Here is a 14126-nt window from a genome sequence, read left to right on the forward strand (position 1 = left end):
CATAACGGCAACGACGCGCGATGCTGAGGTGTCGTTAATGTCCGTCATAAACAAAAAAACTCAGCCCAAAGACTGAGTTTTTATCCCACCACTAGAACAGTCCGGTAATCCGGCCGTTTTCATCAATATCAATATCATAAGCAGCTGGATGACTTGGTAACCCTGGCATGGTTAGCACAGTACCAGTCATGACAACTAAGAAGCCAGCGCCCAACTTCGGAATAAATTCGCGCACGTGAATCTTAAAGTCCTTTGGCGCACCTAATTTCCTAGCGTCATCAGACAAAGAATACTGCGTCTTCGCCATAATGACGGGCAATTTATTCCAACCATGCTTGGCAAATTTGCGTAACTGCTTTGCTGCCTTATCCGACAATTCAACACCCGTACCACCATAAATGGTTTGCACGATTTTTTCAATCTTTACGACGGCATCGTCATCAGCTTCGTACAAGGGCTTAAAATCACTCGCGACTTGCGCTGCTTCAGTGACCGCACCAGCTAGCTCGGTAGCCCCAGCACCGCCCTTAGCCCAGACATCAGCAACATACGCTTGCACACCAAAGTCTCGTGCGTAGGCTTCAACCATCGCAATTTCTTCAGGCGTATCCGTCACAAAACGATTTACAGCTACGATGACGGGCACCCCGTAACGGGTCATGCTCTGCAAATGTTGTCCAAGGTTTGCCAAACCTGCGGCCAACGCCCGCTCATCCGGCTCCGTTAACGCAGTTTTAGGCAACCCGCCATGCATCTTGAGTGCTCGGACCGTCGCCACAACCACGATGACATCAGGATGCTTACCGAGCAATGGTGTTTTAAAGTCCAAGAACTTTTCACCACCCAAGTCAGCCCCAAAGCCAGCTTCAGTCACCACATAGTCTGCTAACTGTAGCGCCGTCTTAGTCGCACGAATTGAATTGGTACCTTGGGCAATATTAGCAAATGGGCCACCGTGAATTAAGGCTGGTGTATGCGCTAACGTTTGGACCAAATTTGGCTTAATGGCATCCTTCAACAAAGTCGTCAACGCACCTGCAACACCCAAGTCCTTAACTGTGACCGGCTCTTTGGCATAGGTATAACCAATGACAATGCGTTCAATACGTACTTTCATGTCCATCAGGTCGCGTGACAAAGTCAAAATAGCCATCAACTCTGATGCAACCGTAATATCAAAGCCATCTTCACGTGGCACACCTGAAGTTGGTCCACCCAAGCCAATTGTCACATGACGCAAAGCACGATCGTTAACATCCAAAGCACGCCTCCAAAGTAACCGGCGTGGGTCAATGTTCAACGGATTTCCTTGATAAATACTATTATCAATGACGGCCGCCAACGTATTGTGAGCACTCGTCAAGGCGTGAAAATCGCCGGTAAAATGCAAATTAATATCAGCCATCGGCACAACTTGGGCATAGCCACCGCCAGTTGCACCGCCCTTAAGTCCCATTACCGGGCCTAAAGAAGGTTCACGAAGCGCCACCATTGTTTGCTGGCCAATTTCATTCAAAGCATCAGCTAGTCCGACCGTCACCGTTGACTTACCTTCACCAGCTGGAGTTGGATTAATTGACGTCACCAAGACCAACTTACCAAGTTCAGCCTTGTGAGCCGTTTCGTCAACTGAAATTTTGGCCTTATCACGACCGTACGGTTCCCATTCTGCTGGCGTTAAACCAGTCCTTTCAGCAATTTTTTCAATGGGCCACACTTCTGCAGCTTGTGCAATTTCAATATCTGTTTGCATCCCCAGACACCACCTTATTTTCTTTTTCAACTGCTTGATAACCGATATCATGACGATATTGTAGCTTAGTTGTCAACGCATCAAGGACCGTGTATACCTGTGCTTGAGCCCTTGTCGCGCTCGTTGCCGATGCCACAATTGTTACCACTCGGCCACCACTTGTTATAAGTTTATCATCATTTTCCCCAACCCCGGCATAAAATGAACTTATTTTAGGCATTGAAATTGTAGGAACGATAGCGCCAGCTTCTGGGGCAACTGGATAACCTTGTGCAGCGAGTACAACTCCTAAAAAAACAGCCGTGGTTTGCCACTGGACAACTGGTTGGCGACCATTGCTCAGCTCGTGCACCAGTTCATAAAAATCACTCTGAAGCTGTGGCAAAACCACTTGTGTTTCAGGGTCGCCGAAACGGACATTGTATTCAATTACCTTTGGACCATCGGCAGTCAACATCACCCCGGTGTATAGCACACCCGTGAATGGGGTACTGTTAGTCGCCATTTCACGCAGCAATGGTCCAACCAATCGATCAATCGCGTCTGACACGATGTCGTCAGTTAACCAGCGGACCGGACTGTACGCTCCCATGCCACCAGTATTTGGCCCCCAATCGCCATCTAATAATCGTTTGTGATCTTGGGCAACTGGCGTGTGAACAATGCCGTTTGGCCCCACCAAACTAAAGATTGAAAACTCAACACCCCTTAAAAAGGCCTCAATGACTAGTTTGGCCTGCTGATTGCCCCGATAAAGTTCCTGTACCGCTCTCAACGCGGCTTGACGGGTTGGATAAATCATCACACCTTTACCAGCTGCCAAACCATCCTGTTTCACTACCACCGGTTCTTCACTTGTCATAATGGCACGTTCTGCTGCTGGCCGAGACGTTACAGTTACCGACGCAGCTGTCGGAATACCTTCAGCTACTAAGCGATCCTTGGCAAATGATTTCGACCCTTCAAGCTGTGCTGCGGCCTTCGTTGGACCGAAAATTGGCAAGCCAGCGGCTTGAAAGTCATCAACAATTCCTGCAATTAAGGGTTCTTCAGACCCAACAAACGTCAAATCGATCGCCGTCATTGTTGCAAAATCACGCAATGCATCGATATCCGTCATCGGAATACCCACTGGGTGAATCTTATCAGCCTGCATGCCAACATTGCCTGGCGCCACATAGACCATTGTCACTTGATCGCTTTTTGCAAACGCTTGTGCCAAAGCATGCTCACGTGCACCTGAGCCAATCACAAGTACTGTTGCCATATTGTCCTCCATTAATGCTTAAAGTGGCGTACGCCGGAAAATACCAACGCAATACCGAGCTCGTTCGCTTTATCGATTAAGGCCTGATCCTTAATTGATCCACCTGGTTCAACAATCGCTTTAATACCGTGACTAGCTGCGTAGCTCACCGAATCATCCATTGGGAAAAAGGCATCTGATGCCAAAACAGCCTCATCATACCCCGGCTTACTTTCTGCCTTGTTAATTGCCAATTTGACTGAGTCAATGCGATTTGGTTGCCCTGATCCAACGCCTAATGTTTGACCATCACGTGCGACCACAATTGCATTCGACTTAACGTGTTTGACAGACTTTTGCGCAAAGACCATCGCTGCCAGCTGAGCCTCAGTCGGCTGGACCTGACTAACAACTGTGAAATCGATGATCGTTTCAGTGGTTAAGTCGCGTTCCTGCATGACCATGCCACCCAAAATTGCAGTGGCTTCAATCTGTTGAGGCAAATCCGTCGTAAACGGTAACGTCAACAGTCGTAAATTCTTTTTCTTAGCTAAAACAGCATACGCGTCATCAGTAAAAGATGGTGCAATAATAATTTCCAAGAAAATTTGATGCATCTTTTCGGCTGTTACCAAGTCAACTTCACGATTCAAAGCCACGATGCCACCAAAAATGGAGATATCATCAGCTGCAAAGGCCGCATCCCACGCTGCTTCAATCGTTGCTCCCTGACCAATACCGGCCGGATTCATGTGTTTCACCGTCACCACTGTTGGCGCAGCAAACTCCGAGATAATTCGCAACGCCGCATCTGTATCACGAATGTTGTTGTATGACAATTGCTTGCCATGCAAAATATCTGCGCTTAACACTGAATAGTTACTCCTTAACGCATCGCGATAAGCAGCAGCTTGTTCATGAGCATTTTCCCCATACCGTAGCGTGTCAAATCGATCGTAGGTCATCGTTTGCTGCGTTGGAAATTCTTCGGTTGTCAGATATGTCGCAATAAGCGCATCATAGGCGGCTGTGTGGCGGAACACTTTCGCCGCCATTGCTTGACGAAAATCAGCTTCATCATCTGTTCCTGATTGTAGCCGGTCAAGTACGATTTGGTAATCTGCCGGATCTACCACCGGTAACACACCCGCATAATTTTTAGCCGCCGATCGTAACATTGACGGGCCACCGATGTCAATGTTTTCAATGGCGTCTGATTGCGTGACACCTGGCTTTTGAATTGTCGCTTTGAACGGATACAAATTGACGACCACCAAATCAATCGGGGTGATACCATACGTGGCTAAGGTAGCCATATGCGCCTCATCATCACGCCGTGCTAACAAGCCAGCATGAATACGTGGGTGTAAAGTTTTAACCCGTCCATCCAGCATTTCGGGGAAATCAGTTACCGTATCAACCGGCGCAACTGTTAAGCCGGCTGCTTCAAGCACGGCCAACGTCCCACCAGTTGAAACTAATTCAAACCCCAATGTCTGTAGCGTCGTCGCGAATGGGACAAGGCCGGTCTTATCTGAAACACTTAGTAATGCCCGCGTCATTTTACAAATACTCCTTTTTTAATCAACATAGCAACCGTGGCTGGATACAACGTATGCTCAACCGCATGAATTTTAGTTGTTAGCTGCACCAAATCATCTGTTGCGGTAAGTATAACCGCCTCTTGCGCAATAATTTCACCCGAATCAACCCCATCATCGACATAATGAATGGTCACACCGGTCACTTTAACACCAGACTGCCACGCATCCGCAATCGCGGAATTGCCAGGGAAACTGGGCAACAGCGCCGGATGAATATTCACAATGCGTTGATGAAAGGCATTGACCAACTTGGGGGTCAAAATTCGCATATACCCCGCTAATAAGATGCCCACCACACCATCCGATGCCAAGACCGTTAACATGACGTCTTCTGCCAATTCGCGTGTCGCGTGATCTTTATAGTTAATCCGCAACACCGGAATACCCGCTCTTTCAGCAAGTTGCTGGGCCCCGGTATTACGGCGATCAACCACCACACGAACAATTTCGGCTGGCACCTCACCAGTCTGAGTCGCCTGAATAAGCGCTGACAAATTAGTACCAGTTCCTGATGCAAACACGGCTAACTTTGGATGGGTTATGACCATGGTTGCTTACCTCGCCAATTGAGTTTCTCTGACACGGCAGGCGTCACCGTGCCGACTTGATACGCAGCTTGACCTTCATCCGCTAGCATGGCCAACACACGCGCAACATGGGTTGGCTTCACAATCAGAATCATCCCCAACCCCAAATTAAACGTTGCCAGCATGTCTGCCAACGACAGCTGACCGAGGCGTTGCAATTCCATAAAAATCGGTAAAATTGGCCAACTGTCCCACTCTATACTGGCCGATAGATCCGCAGGTAGGGCACGGGGCAAGTTACCGACGATACCGCCACCGGTGATGTGGGCCATGCTCACGACCAACCGTTCTGATAGTAGCGGTAAAACCGCCTGAGCATACAAGGTGGTTGGCGTTAAAAGGGACTTCTGTAATGTCATTGGTAACGTCGTAAAATCAGCTGTCTGTTCTAGTCCCAACACTGTACGTACAAGTGAATACCCATTGGAATGAATGCCACTAGACGCTAACCCAATCAACACATCACCAGTAGCCACACGATCAACTGTTAGCATCTCATCTCGTTCAACAACGCCAACACCAAAGGCTGCCAAGTCATAATGGTCTGGCGCATACATCCCAGGCAATTCAGCCGATTCACCACCAATTAAGGCTGCTCCCGTCGCTTGGGTTGCTTGCGCAATGCCACGAACAATTATTGCTACCTGTTCGGGTACCATTTTGGCAATTGCTAAATAATCAAGTAAAAATAATGGTTTTGCTCCTTGCGCCACAATGTCGTTCATCACCATAGCAACTAAGTCCTGGCCAATTGATTCGTGTCGTTCGGCCATGATGGCCAATAATAATTTTGTGCCCACACCGTCAGTGCCTGAAATCAAAACCGGATCTCGGTATTGCGTGCCTAACGCAAACGCTGCACCGAAACCGCCAACTCCAGCAAGAACGTCTGGTGTATAGGTAGCCGCTACATCCGCTTGCATCATGTCCACTGCCTTTTCACCGGCTGCGATGTCTACACCAGCCCCTGCGTACGCATTAGCTTCTATCATGTCTCCCCCTTTTTTAGCTCACCGTTTGACCGGCAACTAGTTGTTGATCACTAATTGATGGCACTTGGCTCGGATGATAAGTTGTCGTTGGTTCAGTTTTAAAATCAACTTCACCAGCAGTTATCGCCGCCGTCAACGTTTTTTTATAGTCGTAAATTGGCGATGGATAATGCCCATCAAAGTAAGCCGTCGTTAAGCCAGTTCCATTACCTGTGTATGGCAAATCAATCGCTTGCACTAAACCTGGCACGGATAGAAAAGCCAACGAATCAGCTCCCAACATGGCCGTCATTTCAGCCAATGTATGGTTCGCCGCTAAAAGTTCCGCCGTTGTTTGCATATCAACGCCAAAAAATGACGGATATTTGAAGGCTGGTGACGCAATTCGCACATGAACTTCCTTAGCACTGGCTTCGCGTAACATTTTGACAATGTAACTTGATGTTGTGCCACGCACGATTGAATCATCCACTAGCACGACGCGTTTACCGGCAACCACCGACGGTACTACACTTAGCTTCATACGCACCGCTCGCTCACGTCGCTCCTGCGTTGGCTCAATAAACGTCCGTGCAATATATTGATTTTTAACCAGCCCCATTTCATTAGGCAAGCCCGTTGCCTCGGCATAGCCCATGGCGGCCGATAATGAAGAATTCGGCACACCAACTACCAAGTCACCGGTTGCCGGCTGTTCAAGCGCTAATTGCCGACCCATCCGTTTACGAGCAGCATGCACGTTAACACCATAAATATCAGAGTCAGGCCGTGCAAAGTAGATATACTCCATCGCATCAATATGTAAATCCGTTTTGCTCGTGTAGTGATCAATTCGTAAGCCGGCCTGGTCAATCGTTAATAGCTCCCCTGGTTGGACATCCCGAATAAACGTTGCCCCAACCGCATTTAACGCAGCTGTTTCACTAGTCACAACATACTGACCATCCGGCAACTGTCCAACCACAAAGGGACGAAAACCGTGTGGATCAAGGGCTGCATACATGGCGGTTGACGTAAGAAGCAAAAACGCGAACCCGCCCCGCAATTGTTGCAAAGCATCTTTTAAGTGATCATAAAGTGTTGTCGACGTTGAACGCCGAATTAAATGCAATAACACTTCTGTATCCGATGATGATTGAAAAATTGCCCCTTGCATCTCAAGGCTTTGTCGCAAAGATTGTGCATTCGTGATATTTCCATTGTGTGCTAAGGATAATTGCATATCGGAAAAGTTCACCATCAACGGTTGAATATTTTCAATCCCTGCTGAACCAGCCGTCGCATATCGAACGTGACCAATCGCTGCTTGTCCCTGCAAATGCGCTAACAGCGCCGGGTCACGAAAAACATCATGTAGTAGGCCCAGACCACGTTCTTGCCATAAATGACCTTTCTGATTGGCAACAATCCCTGCGCCTTCTTGGCCCCGGTGCTGTAAAGCGTGTAAGCCATAGTAAGTCAAATTAGCTGCCGTTTGATGGCCCCAAACCCCAAAAATACCGCATTCTTCATTTAATGACCGAGTTTGTTCATTTAATTGCATTGCCATGTGATTGCTCCTTCATACGCTTGTTGCAGGCGGACCTTATCTAAGTTGACGGTCCCATTAGCTGTTGTGACAACCAACTGATCATTATTTGTGACCGTGCCCAGTCGCAGATATGCTGTGTCCAGGCGTGCTTCAAAGGTGGCCACATCTTTCGCTGGCACAGTTACCAAAAAGCGTCCTGGCGTCTCACTAAATAACCAGCTGGCAGTCCAAGGCACTATTACATCAAAACCAAACGGCGTGTTAAAGGCACTTTCTGCCAAGCACACCGCTAAGCCACCTTCCGCCAGGTCGTGGGCACTGGCAATCATCCCCTGCTGAATCCCCGTTAACACACTTTGCTGGGTGGCTGACAATTTATCACGATTTAAACTAGGCAACCGGCCTGCAATGGCTCCAGTCTGTAGTTGTTGCAACTCAGAACCATTAAAGTCAGCTGTGGTATCACCAAGCAAATAGATGACATCATCTGGCTGCTTAAACGAAATCGTTGTGATATCAGCAGTATCAGTATGTAACCCGACCATGCCAATCATTGGGGTCGGATATATCGCAGCACCGTCGGTCTCGTTATACAACGACACATTACCGGAAATAATCGGCGTATTAATCTGTCGCGCCATCTCGTTAATCCCGGCTACCGATTGTGCCAATTCGTAATAAATTGTCGGATCATCCGGATTACCGAAATTCAAGCAATCTGTAATGCCGATTGGCAACGCACCAGTTGCAATAATGTTACCAGCTGCCTCAGCGACTGCGCGTTGCCCACCAATATAAGGATCAAGGTAGGTAAATCGTGCGTTCACATCCGTTGTCATAGCTAATGTCTTTTTGGTGCCACGTAAACGAACAACAGCCGCATCACCACCCGGCTTAATCACCGTATTAGTTCGGACCATACTATCGAAATGTCTGAACAAACTCTCTTTCGAAGCAACCGTTGGCTGTGCCAATATATCCTGCCAAACTGTCGTCAAATCAGTCACACGTGGTGTAAAATCTGGTGCTGAGTCTTGCAGACGTGCTGGTTTCACCTGCTTCATGATTTGTTTAGGGGCCTGTGTCAAAAAATTGACTGGTAAATCAGCTACGGTCTCGCCATGCCAGGTTAATTCATACCGTCCTGTTGCCGTAACTTCGCCAATCACAACTGCCTCTAAGTTAGCTTGCTGAAAGACTGCCTGCACGGCTGCTTCATGTCCTTTTGTCACAACTAACAGCATGCGTTCTTGCGATTCAGATAACATGAGTTCATAAGGTGTCATGCCCGTCTCACGTTGTGGTACATTGTCTAATTGCAAGTGAATGCCCATTCCTGCTTTGCCAGCCATTTCAGCTGACGAGGATACCAAACCAGCTGCGCCCATATCCTGCACCCCAACAATGACCTCGCCAAATTGCTGAATTGCTGTCAAAGTTGCATCCATCACTAGCTTTTCTAAAAACGGATCCCCCACTTGGACAGCTGAACGATCTTGTTCGGCATCTGATGAAAATTCCGCGGACGCAAAAGTAGCACCATGAATGCCGTCACGACCAGTTTTTGCCCCGACATACATAACCGTATTACCACTACCATCGGCGCGCCCGACCTGAATCCGTTCCCGATCCAGTACGCCAACAGCCATTACATTAACAAGTGGATTGCCTTGATAAACCGGATCAAAGCCAATCTCGCCACCAACGGTTGGAATACCAATCGCATTGCCATACCCAGCAATTCCATCAATCACACCGGTTAACAGATGTTGCGTACGTGCATCTGTTAACTCGCCGAAACGTAAACTATCAAGCACCGCGATTGGTTGCGCGCCCATTGAAAAAATATCCCGTAAGATACCACCAACTCCCGTCGTAGCACCTTCATATGGTTCAACCGCTGAAGGGTGATTGTGAGATTCAGCTTTAAATACAACGGCCTGACCATCACCGATATCCAAAATTCCAGCACCCTCACCCGGTCCTTGTAAGACACGCTCATTGGTTGACCAAAATGTCCGGAGCACCGGCTTAGATTTCTTGTAGGAAACGTGTTCTGACCACATGGCTGCAAACAACCCAGTTTCCGTATAATTAGGCAAGCGTCCCAATGTTTGCTTAATTAACGTGTATTCATCGTCCGTTAATCCCCACGCCTGATATGGTTTCGTGGCGGCAATTTCTGCCGGTGTGGGTTCATGCGTTGTTGCCAACAATGCTGTCATACTTTTACAGTCTCCTTCGTCATAATGGTTGCTAGTAAACTTTCAAAAAATGGTCGTCCATCCGTATTACCAATCAACGTCTCAACTGCGCGTTCTGGATGTGGCATCAATCCAATCACATTCCCACTGCGGTTCGTAATCCCAGCAATCCGATCAACGGAACCATTAACATCAGTCGCATACGTTAAGACAACCTGCCCATTTTCATGCAACATCCGCACCGTTACATCGTCAGCAACATACCGGCCCTCGCCGTGCGCAATCGGTAATTTAATCGTTGTCGTGGCATCAGTATATTGGTTTGTGAAGGCCGTTTGTCGATTAGTAATCGTTAGCTTAACCTCATCACAGATGAACACCGGTGTCTGATTCATCATCAATTGCCCAGGTAGCATCCCCGCCTCCGTTAAAATCTGAAAGCCATTGCACACTCCCACCACTAGTTTCCCGGTTGCAGCCATGTTTTTCACAGCTGTCATTACGGGCGCGAAACGTGCTACCGCTCCTGTGCGTAAGTAATCACCATACGAAAAGCCCCCCGGTAGGAACACCGCATCGTACGCCGACAGGTCAGTCGACTTTTCGGTCACAAACTGGACATCCGCGCCAAAGTCCTGTAACGCATAATACATATCAAAATCACAATTTGATCCTGGAAATTGAATAACCGCTGCTTTCATCTTAAGCCTCTACTTCCGCTAACACCGTGATGCGATACGTTTCTGTGTTTGGATTAATTAGTAGCGCTTCAGCCAGGCTGGTGGCCTCATCATACGCACTTTGTTCATCAATCGCCGCTAACTTAACTTCAAAATATTTCCCTTGCGTCACTGACGTTATCCCTTGATAATTAAGACGCGCAAGAGCATCCTTAATTACTTCACCCTGAGGGTCCAAAATTGATGGCTTATAAGTAACTGTAATCTGTGCAGTGTACATGCTTACTCTCCTAAATATGTCGTTAATCTGTGCAAAACTGTTGTGTATCCATCACGTAAGTCGCCCGTCCCCCGACGAAAAACGTCTTTATCTAAGGATTGGCCAGTGGCTTGATCAATCAGGCGCATATTATCTGGTGACAGTTCATCGCCTAACGTCAACACACCCGTAGCATCCAGGCCAAATTCCAATTTAAAATCAATTAACGTAATACCCATAGATTCAAACAATTGGCGGAGTTGCCGATTAACTGTTTGAGCAACTGCCTCGATTTGGGTTAACTGACTTGGCGTCGCTAAGTTGAGAGCAAATATTTGCGATTGATTCAATGGTGGATCATCAAGGGCATCGTTTTTGAAGTAATATTCTTGCACCGTGGGTGAAAGGGGCGTCAACATTTGCACCGCATAACGCGTTGCAAAATGGCCCGCCGCATAATTACGAATCACAACTTCAATTGGCAACATGTCCAGTGCTGTTACCAACACATCACGTTCGCCGACTGCCTGTTGAAAGTGTGTCACAATGCCTTGCGCCTTTAAAAAGCAAAACAATTGCTGACTGATTTGGGTCGTTAGCCGTCCCTTATCGCTAATTTCGGCTTTTTGTTTGCCATTAAGCGCTGTCGCTTGGTCCAAGCTATGCAACCACAACACATTAGGATCGTCCGTGGCATACACTGCCTTTGCTTTGCCTGTTGTTAATAAAACCCCTTGTACAATCGTCATAACTTTGTCCCCCATTCGCGCAAATCTTTCATGGCTGCCATACCGGTGGCTGTAATGTGACCCATCTTCCGTCCCGGCTTCACTTCACGTTTACCGTAGTCGTGAAAGTGCCACCCCTCATGTGTCGCTATATCTTGGCGTGCCTGTATAATCTGATCCCCTAATAAATTCAACATGATAGCTGGTGCATATTGGGTAATCACCGGAATCGGCAAGCCCATAATACTTCGAATATGGCCTTCAAATTGTGAAACATTCGTCGCCTCGATGGTTAAATGCGCAGAATTGTGGGGACGTGGGGATAATTCATTGATATACACACGTTCACCCACCACAAATAATTCAATTCCTAAAACTCCCACAAGTTGCATTGCATTGGCAATGGTCGTCGCAATGGTCTCAATTTGTTTGGCAATCTGTGGCGATAACATTGCTGGTGCCGCGGAAACTCGTAAGATATGGTGCTGATGCTCATTGACCGTCACCGGCCAAGTCCGAATTTCACCACGATCATCGCGAGTTACCATCACGCTCAATTCTCGATCAAACGCTAACTTTTTTCCAAAACAAGGGTGATATCGGTCGGTTGTTGCCAATGTGCTAACAAATTTGCTAATGCATCGGTATTTGGAATATCCCATTGGCCATGACCGTCATATCCCCCCGTTGCCGTTTTCAAAATTGCTGGCAACGATACTTCATGGCATCGGGCGTCCAACTCCACCAAGTTATCCACTGCTGCAAATGGGGCAACTGGTAATCCCAACGCTGCCACGAATTGCTTCTCACGCAATCGGTTCGCTGTGATGTTTAATAACGCCACCCCTTGGGGTAACTTTTCAGCTGGTACGGTAGCCTGTAATGCCGTCTGATTCACATTTTCAAATTCATATGTCACAACATCCGCTTGATTAGCAAGATTACGTAGGGCCGAAACATCATCATAGTTCGCAACAATTTGTTGATCTGCAACCAAGGCTGCCGGCGCATCAACCTGCGGATCCAAGACAATGACTCGGTACCCCATTGGTTTAGCGGCTAAGGCTAACATTTGCCCCAATTGACCGCCACCAACGATACCGATAGTGGCTGGTGGCAAAATTTGTTTAGTCATGTAACAACTCCTCACTCTCAATCGATTGTTGGCGTTGCTCTTCTCGGAATAGGGCTATTTTATCGGTCAGTGCTGGCTCCGCAATTCCCAACATTTGGATTGCCAAATAAGCAGCATTCTTAGCTCCCGCCGTCCCAATGGCCACCGTCGCAACTGGTACACCGGCTGGCATCTGAACGATACTTAGCAATGAATCCATCCCCTGCAAAGCATGCGATTGAATTGGGACCCCAATTACCGGTAGCGTTGTCTGTGCCGCCAACATGCCAGGCAAGTGGGCGGCACCACCAGCGCCAGCAATAATGATACCTACGCCATTGTCCCGAGCATTTCGAGCAAACGTCATCATTTCCTCGGGCATTCGATGCGCCGAAATAATATGTGTCTCAACTGCGACATCAAACGTTTTTAAGACAGCGACCGTTTCTTTCATTGTTGACCAATCTGAAATCGATCCCATTACCACCGCAACACGTACCATTTAGCTTCCACCTCGTTTTTAGTTCGTCTTTACAACTATATATAACCACCATGAGAATTGAATGTACAGTTTTGCCGGTTGAAGTAATTAAAATGCAACATATTAGTTCGCGTTTAACCGTTTTTGCATCTTTGTAAAACGAACAAAAACATATTTAACTAAGAACTTTCTCATAAAACCGTTATCATTTTAAATAATGACAAAAAAATCCCATCTCAATACCAGGCACTACACCTAGATTGATATGGGATACTTTTTTAATTACATAACCGGCGTAGCTAGATACTCTGAAATTTGGGCAATCGTAATAAATGGCAAATCCAAGCAATCAGCTAATTCAAACAAATCATCGCGGCGGGCCATCGTGCCATCTACTTTCAGGACTTCAATAATAACGGCGGCTGGTTCTGAACCAGCTAGACGCGCCAAATCAACGGCCGCTTCAGTATGTCCAACGCGCTCAGTCAGCCCACCAGCTAAGGCTGTTAATGGCTGTGTGTGGCCTGGCGCATTGAAATCCGTCCGAACGGCGGTCGGATTCGCCATGTGCCGAATTGTCGCTGCCCGATCAGCTGCTGAAACTCCCGTCGTAACCCCGGTTGCCGCTTCGGTCCCATCAACTGTATACGTAAAAGGCGTCTGATGAGGATCTGTTGAATCAGCCACCATATCAGTTAATCCAAGCCGTGCGGCAATTTCTGGTCCAACAGGCGTGCACATCAATCCGGCCGCTTCACGAAGCATCATATGCACCGTTTCTGGTGTGATATCAGCAGCCAATGCCACTAAATCACCTTCATTTTCGCGACTCTCATCATCTGCCAAGATAATAACGCCCCCTTGAAGCAACGTTTGCAAAGCGTCTGGTACAGTGTCAAATGCAGTCTTCATGTTAAATATCTCCTTTATGCTGATCCATATGTTCC

12 protein-coding genes and 1 pseudogene are annotated in these 14126 nt (G+C 47.6%); all 13 read right to left on the minus strand.

Annotation, left to right across the window (positions count from 1 at the left end; translation table 11 throughout):
* Positions 1-91: 91 nt before the first annotated feature.
* On the minus strand, positions 92-1753 hold the full coding sequence (locus tag EST42_RS00935; protein ID WP_134643810.1) for a formate--tetrahydrofolate ligase: 1662 nt from the start codon (positions 1751-1753) through the stop codon (positions 92-94).
* A complete protein-coding gene (gene purD / locus EST42_RS00940) occupies positions 1737-3020 on the minus strand; it encodes a phosphoribosylamine--glycine ligase (protein ID WP_134643811.1) in 1284 nt (427 codons plus the stop codon). The genes EST42_RS00935 and purD overlap by 17 nt, the downstream gene beginning before the upstream one ends.
* An 11-nt stretch (positions 3021-3031) precedes the next feature.
* Positions 3032-4561 (minus strand): bifunctional phosphoribosylaminoimidazolecarboxamide formyltransferase/IMP cyclohydrolase, encoded by a 1530-nt coding sequence (gene purH, locus EST42_RS00945; protein WP_134643812.1) that lies wholly within the window; start codon positions 4559-4561, stop codon positions 3032-3034.
* Entirely contained in the window at positions 4558-5151 is a 594-nt protein-coding gene (gene purN / locus EST42_RS00950; RefSeq protein WP_134643813.1) for a phosphoribosylglycinamide formyltransferase, read from the minus strand. The genes purH and purN overlap by 4 nt, the downstream gene beginning before the upstream one ends.
* Positions 5142-6182, minus strand: coding sequence for a phosphoribosylformylglycinamidine cyclo-ligase (purM, locus tag EST42_RS00955; RefSeq protein ID WP_134643814.1), 1041 nt, complete (start codon positions 6180-6182; stop codon positions 5142-5144). The genes purN and purM overlap by 10 nt, the downstream gene beginning before the upstream one ends.
* 13 nt (positions 6183-6195) lie before the next feature.
* Positions 6196-7731 carry an amidophosphoribosyltransferase gene (gene purF, locus EST42_RS00960; protein WP_134643815.1) on the minus strand — a complete coding sequence of 512 codons (1536 nt, stop codon included), beginning with the start codon at positions 7729-7731 and terminating at the stop codon, positions 6196-6198.
* Positions 7716-9938 carry a phosphoribosylformylglycinamidine synthase subunit PurL gene (gene purL, locus EST42_RS00965; RefSeq protein ID WP_134643816.1) on the minus strand — a complete coding sequence of 741 codons (2223 nt, stop codon included), beginning with the start codon at positions 9936-9938 and terminating at the stop codon, positions 7716-7718. The genes purF and purL overlap by 16 nt, the downstream gene beginning before the upstream one ends.
* The gene (purQ, locus tag EST42_RS00970) at positions 9935-10618 is read right to left on the minus strand and encodes a phosphoribosylformylglycinamidine synthase subunit PurQ (protein WP_134643817.1); all 684 of its coding nucleotides are present in this window, start codon (positions 10616-10618) and stop codon (positions 9935-9937) included. Before purQ ends, purL begins: the two co-directional genes overlap by 4 nt.
* 1 nt (position 10619) lies before the next feature.
* Positions 10620-10877 (minus strand): phosphoribosylformylglycinamidine synthase subunit PurS, encoded by a 258-nt coding sequence (gene purS / locus EST42_RS00975; RefSeq protein WP_134643818.1) that lies wholly within the window; start codon positions 10875-10877, stop codon positions 10620-10622.
* A gap of 2 nt (positions 10878-10879) precedes the next feature.
* Positions 10880-11605: a phosphoribosylaminoimidazolesuccinocarboxamide synthase gene (locus tag EST42_RS00980; protein ID WP_134643819.1), complete on the minus strand. Its 726-nt coding sequence runs from the start codon at positions 11603-11605 to the stop codon at positions 10880-10882.
* A pseudogene (purK, locus tag EST42_RS11485) lies at positions 11602-12719 on the minus strand (5-(carboxyamino)imidazole ribonucleotide synthase). Before purK ends, EST42_RS00980 begins: the two are co-directional and overlap by 4 nt.
* On the minus strand, positions 12712-13200 hold the full coding sequence (purE, locus tag EST42_RS00990; protein ID WP_134643820.1) for a 5-(carboxyamino)imidazole ribonucleotide mutase: 489 nt from the start codon (positions 13198-13200) through the stop codon (positions 12712-12714). The pseudogene purK and the gene purE overlap by 8 nt, the downstream one beginning before the upstream one ends.
* Before the next feature lie 261 nt (positions 13201-13461).
* The gene (gene ribB, locus EST42_RS00995; RefSeq protein ID WP_134643821.1) at positions 13462-14091 is read right to left on the minus strand and encodes a 3,4-dihydroxy-2-butanone-4-phosphate synthase; all 630 of its coding nucleotides are present in this window, start codon (positions 14089-14091) and stop codon (positions 13462-13464) included.
* Positions 14092-14126 lie beyond the last annotated feature (35 nt).

This window comes from Weissella cibaria (genome assembly GCF_004521965.1).
Taxonomy (GTDB): domain Bacteria; phylum Bacillota; class Bacilli; order Lactobacillales; family Lactobacillaceae; genus Weissella; species Weissella cibaria_A.

Coding starts and splice junctions, on each gene's coding strand:
- EST42_RS00935 (WP_134643810.1), bottom strand. CDS start 1,753: ATGCAAACAGATATTGAAATTGCACAAGCTGCAGAAGTGTGGCCCATT.
- purD (WP_134643811.1), bottom strand. CDS start 3,020: ATGGCAACAGTACTTGTGATTGGCTCAGGTGCACGTGAGCATGCTTTG.
- purH (WP_134643812.1), bottom strand. CDS start 4,561: ATGACGCGGGCATTACTAAGTGTTTCAGATAAGACCGGCCTTGTCCCA.
- purN (WP_134643813.1), bottom strand. CDS start 5,151: ATGGTCATAACCCATCCAAAGTTAGCCGTGTTTGCATCAGGAACTGGT.
- purM (WP_134643814.1), bottom strand. CDS start 6,182: ATGATAGAAGCTAATGCGTACGCAGGGGCTGGTGTAGACATCGCAGCC.
- purF (WP_134643815.1), bottom strand. CDS start 7,731: ATGGCAATGCAATTAAATGAACAAACTCGGTCATTAAATGAAGAATGC.
- purL (WP_134643816.1), bottom strand. CDS start 9,938: ATGACAGCATTGTTGGCAACAACGCATGAACCCACACCGGCAGAAATT.
- purQ (WP_134643817.1), bottom strand. CDS start 10,618: ATGAAAGCAGCGGTTATTCAATTTCCAGGATCAAATTGTGATTTTGAT.
- purS (WP_134643818.1), bottom strand. CDS start 10,877: ATGTACACTGCACAGATTACAGTTACTTATAAGCCATCAATTTTGGAC.
- EST42_RS00980 (WP_134643819.1), bottom strand. CDS start 11,605: ATGACGATTGTACAAGGGGTTTTATTAACAACAGGCAAAGCAAAGGCA.
- purE (WP_134643820.1), bottom strand. CDS start 13,200: ATGGTACGTGTTGCGGTGGTAATGGGATCGATTTCAGATTGGTCAACA.
- ribB (WP_134643821.1), bottom strand. CDS start 14,091: ATGAAGACTGCATTTGACACTGTACCAGACGCTTTGCAAACGTTGCTT.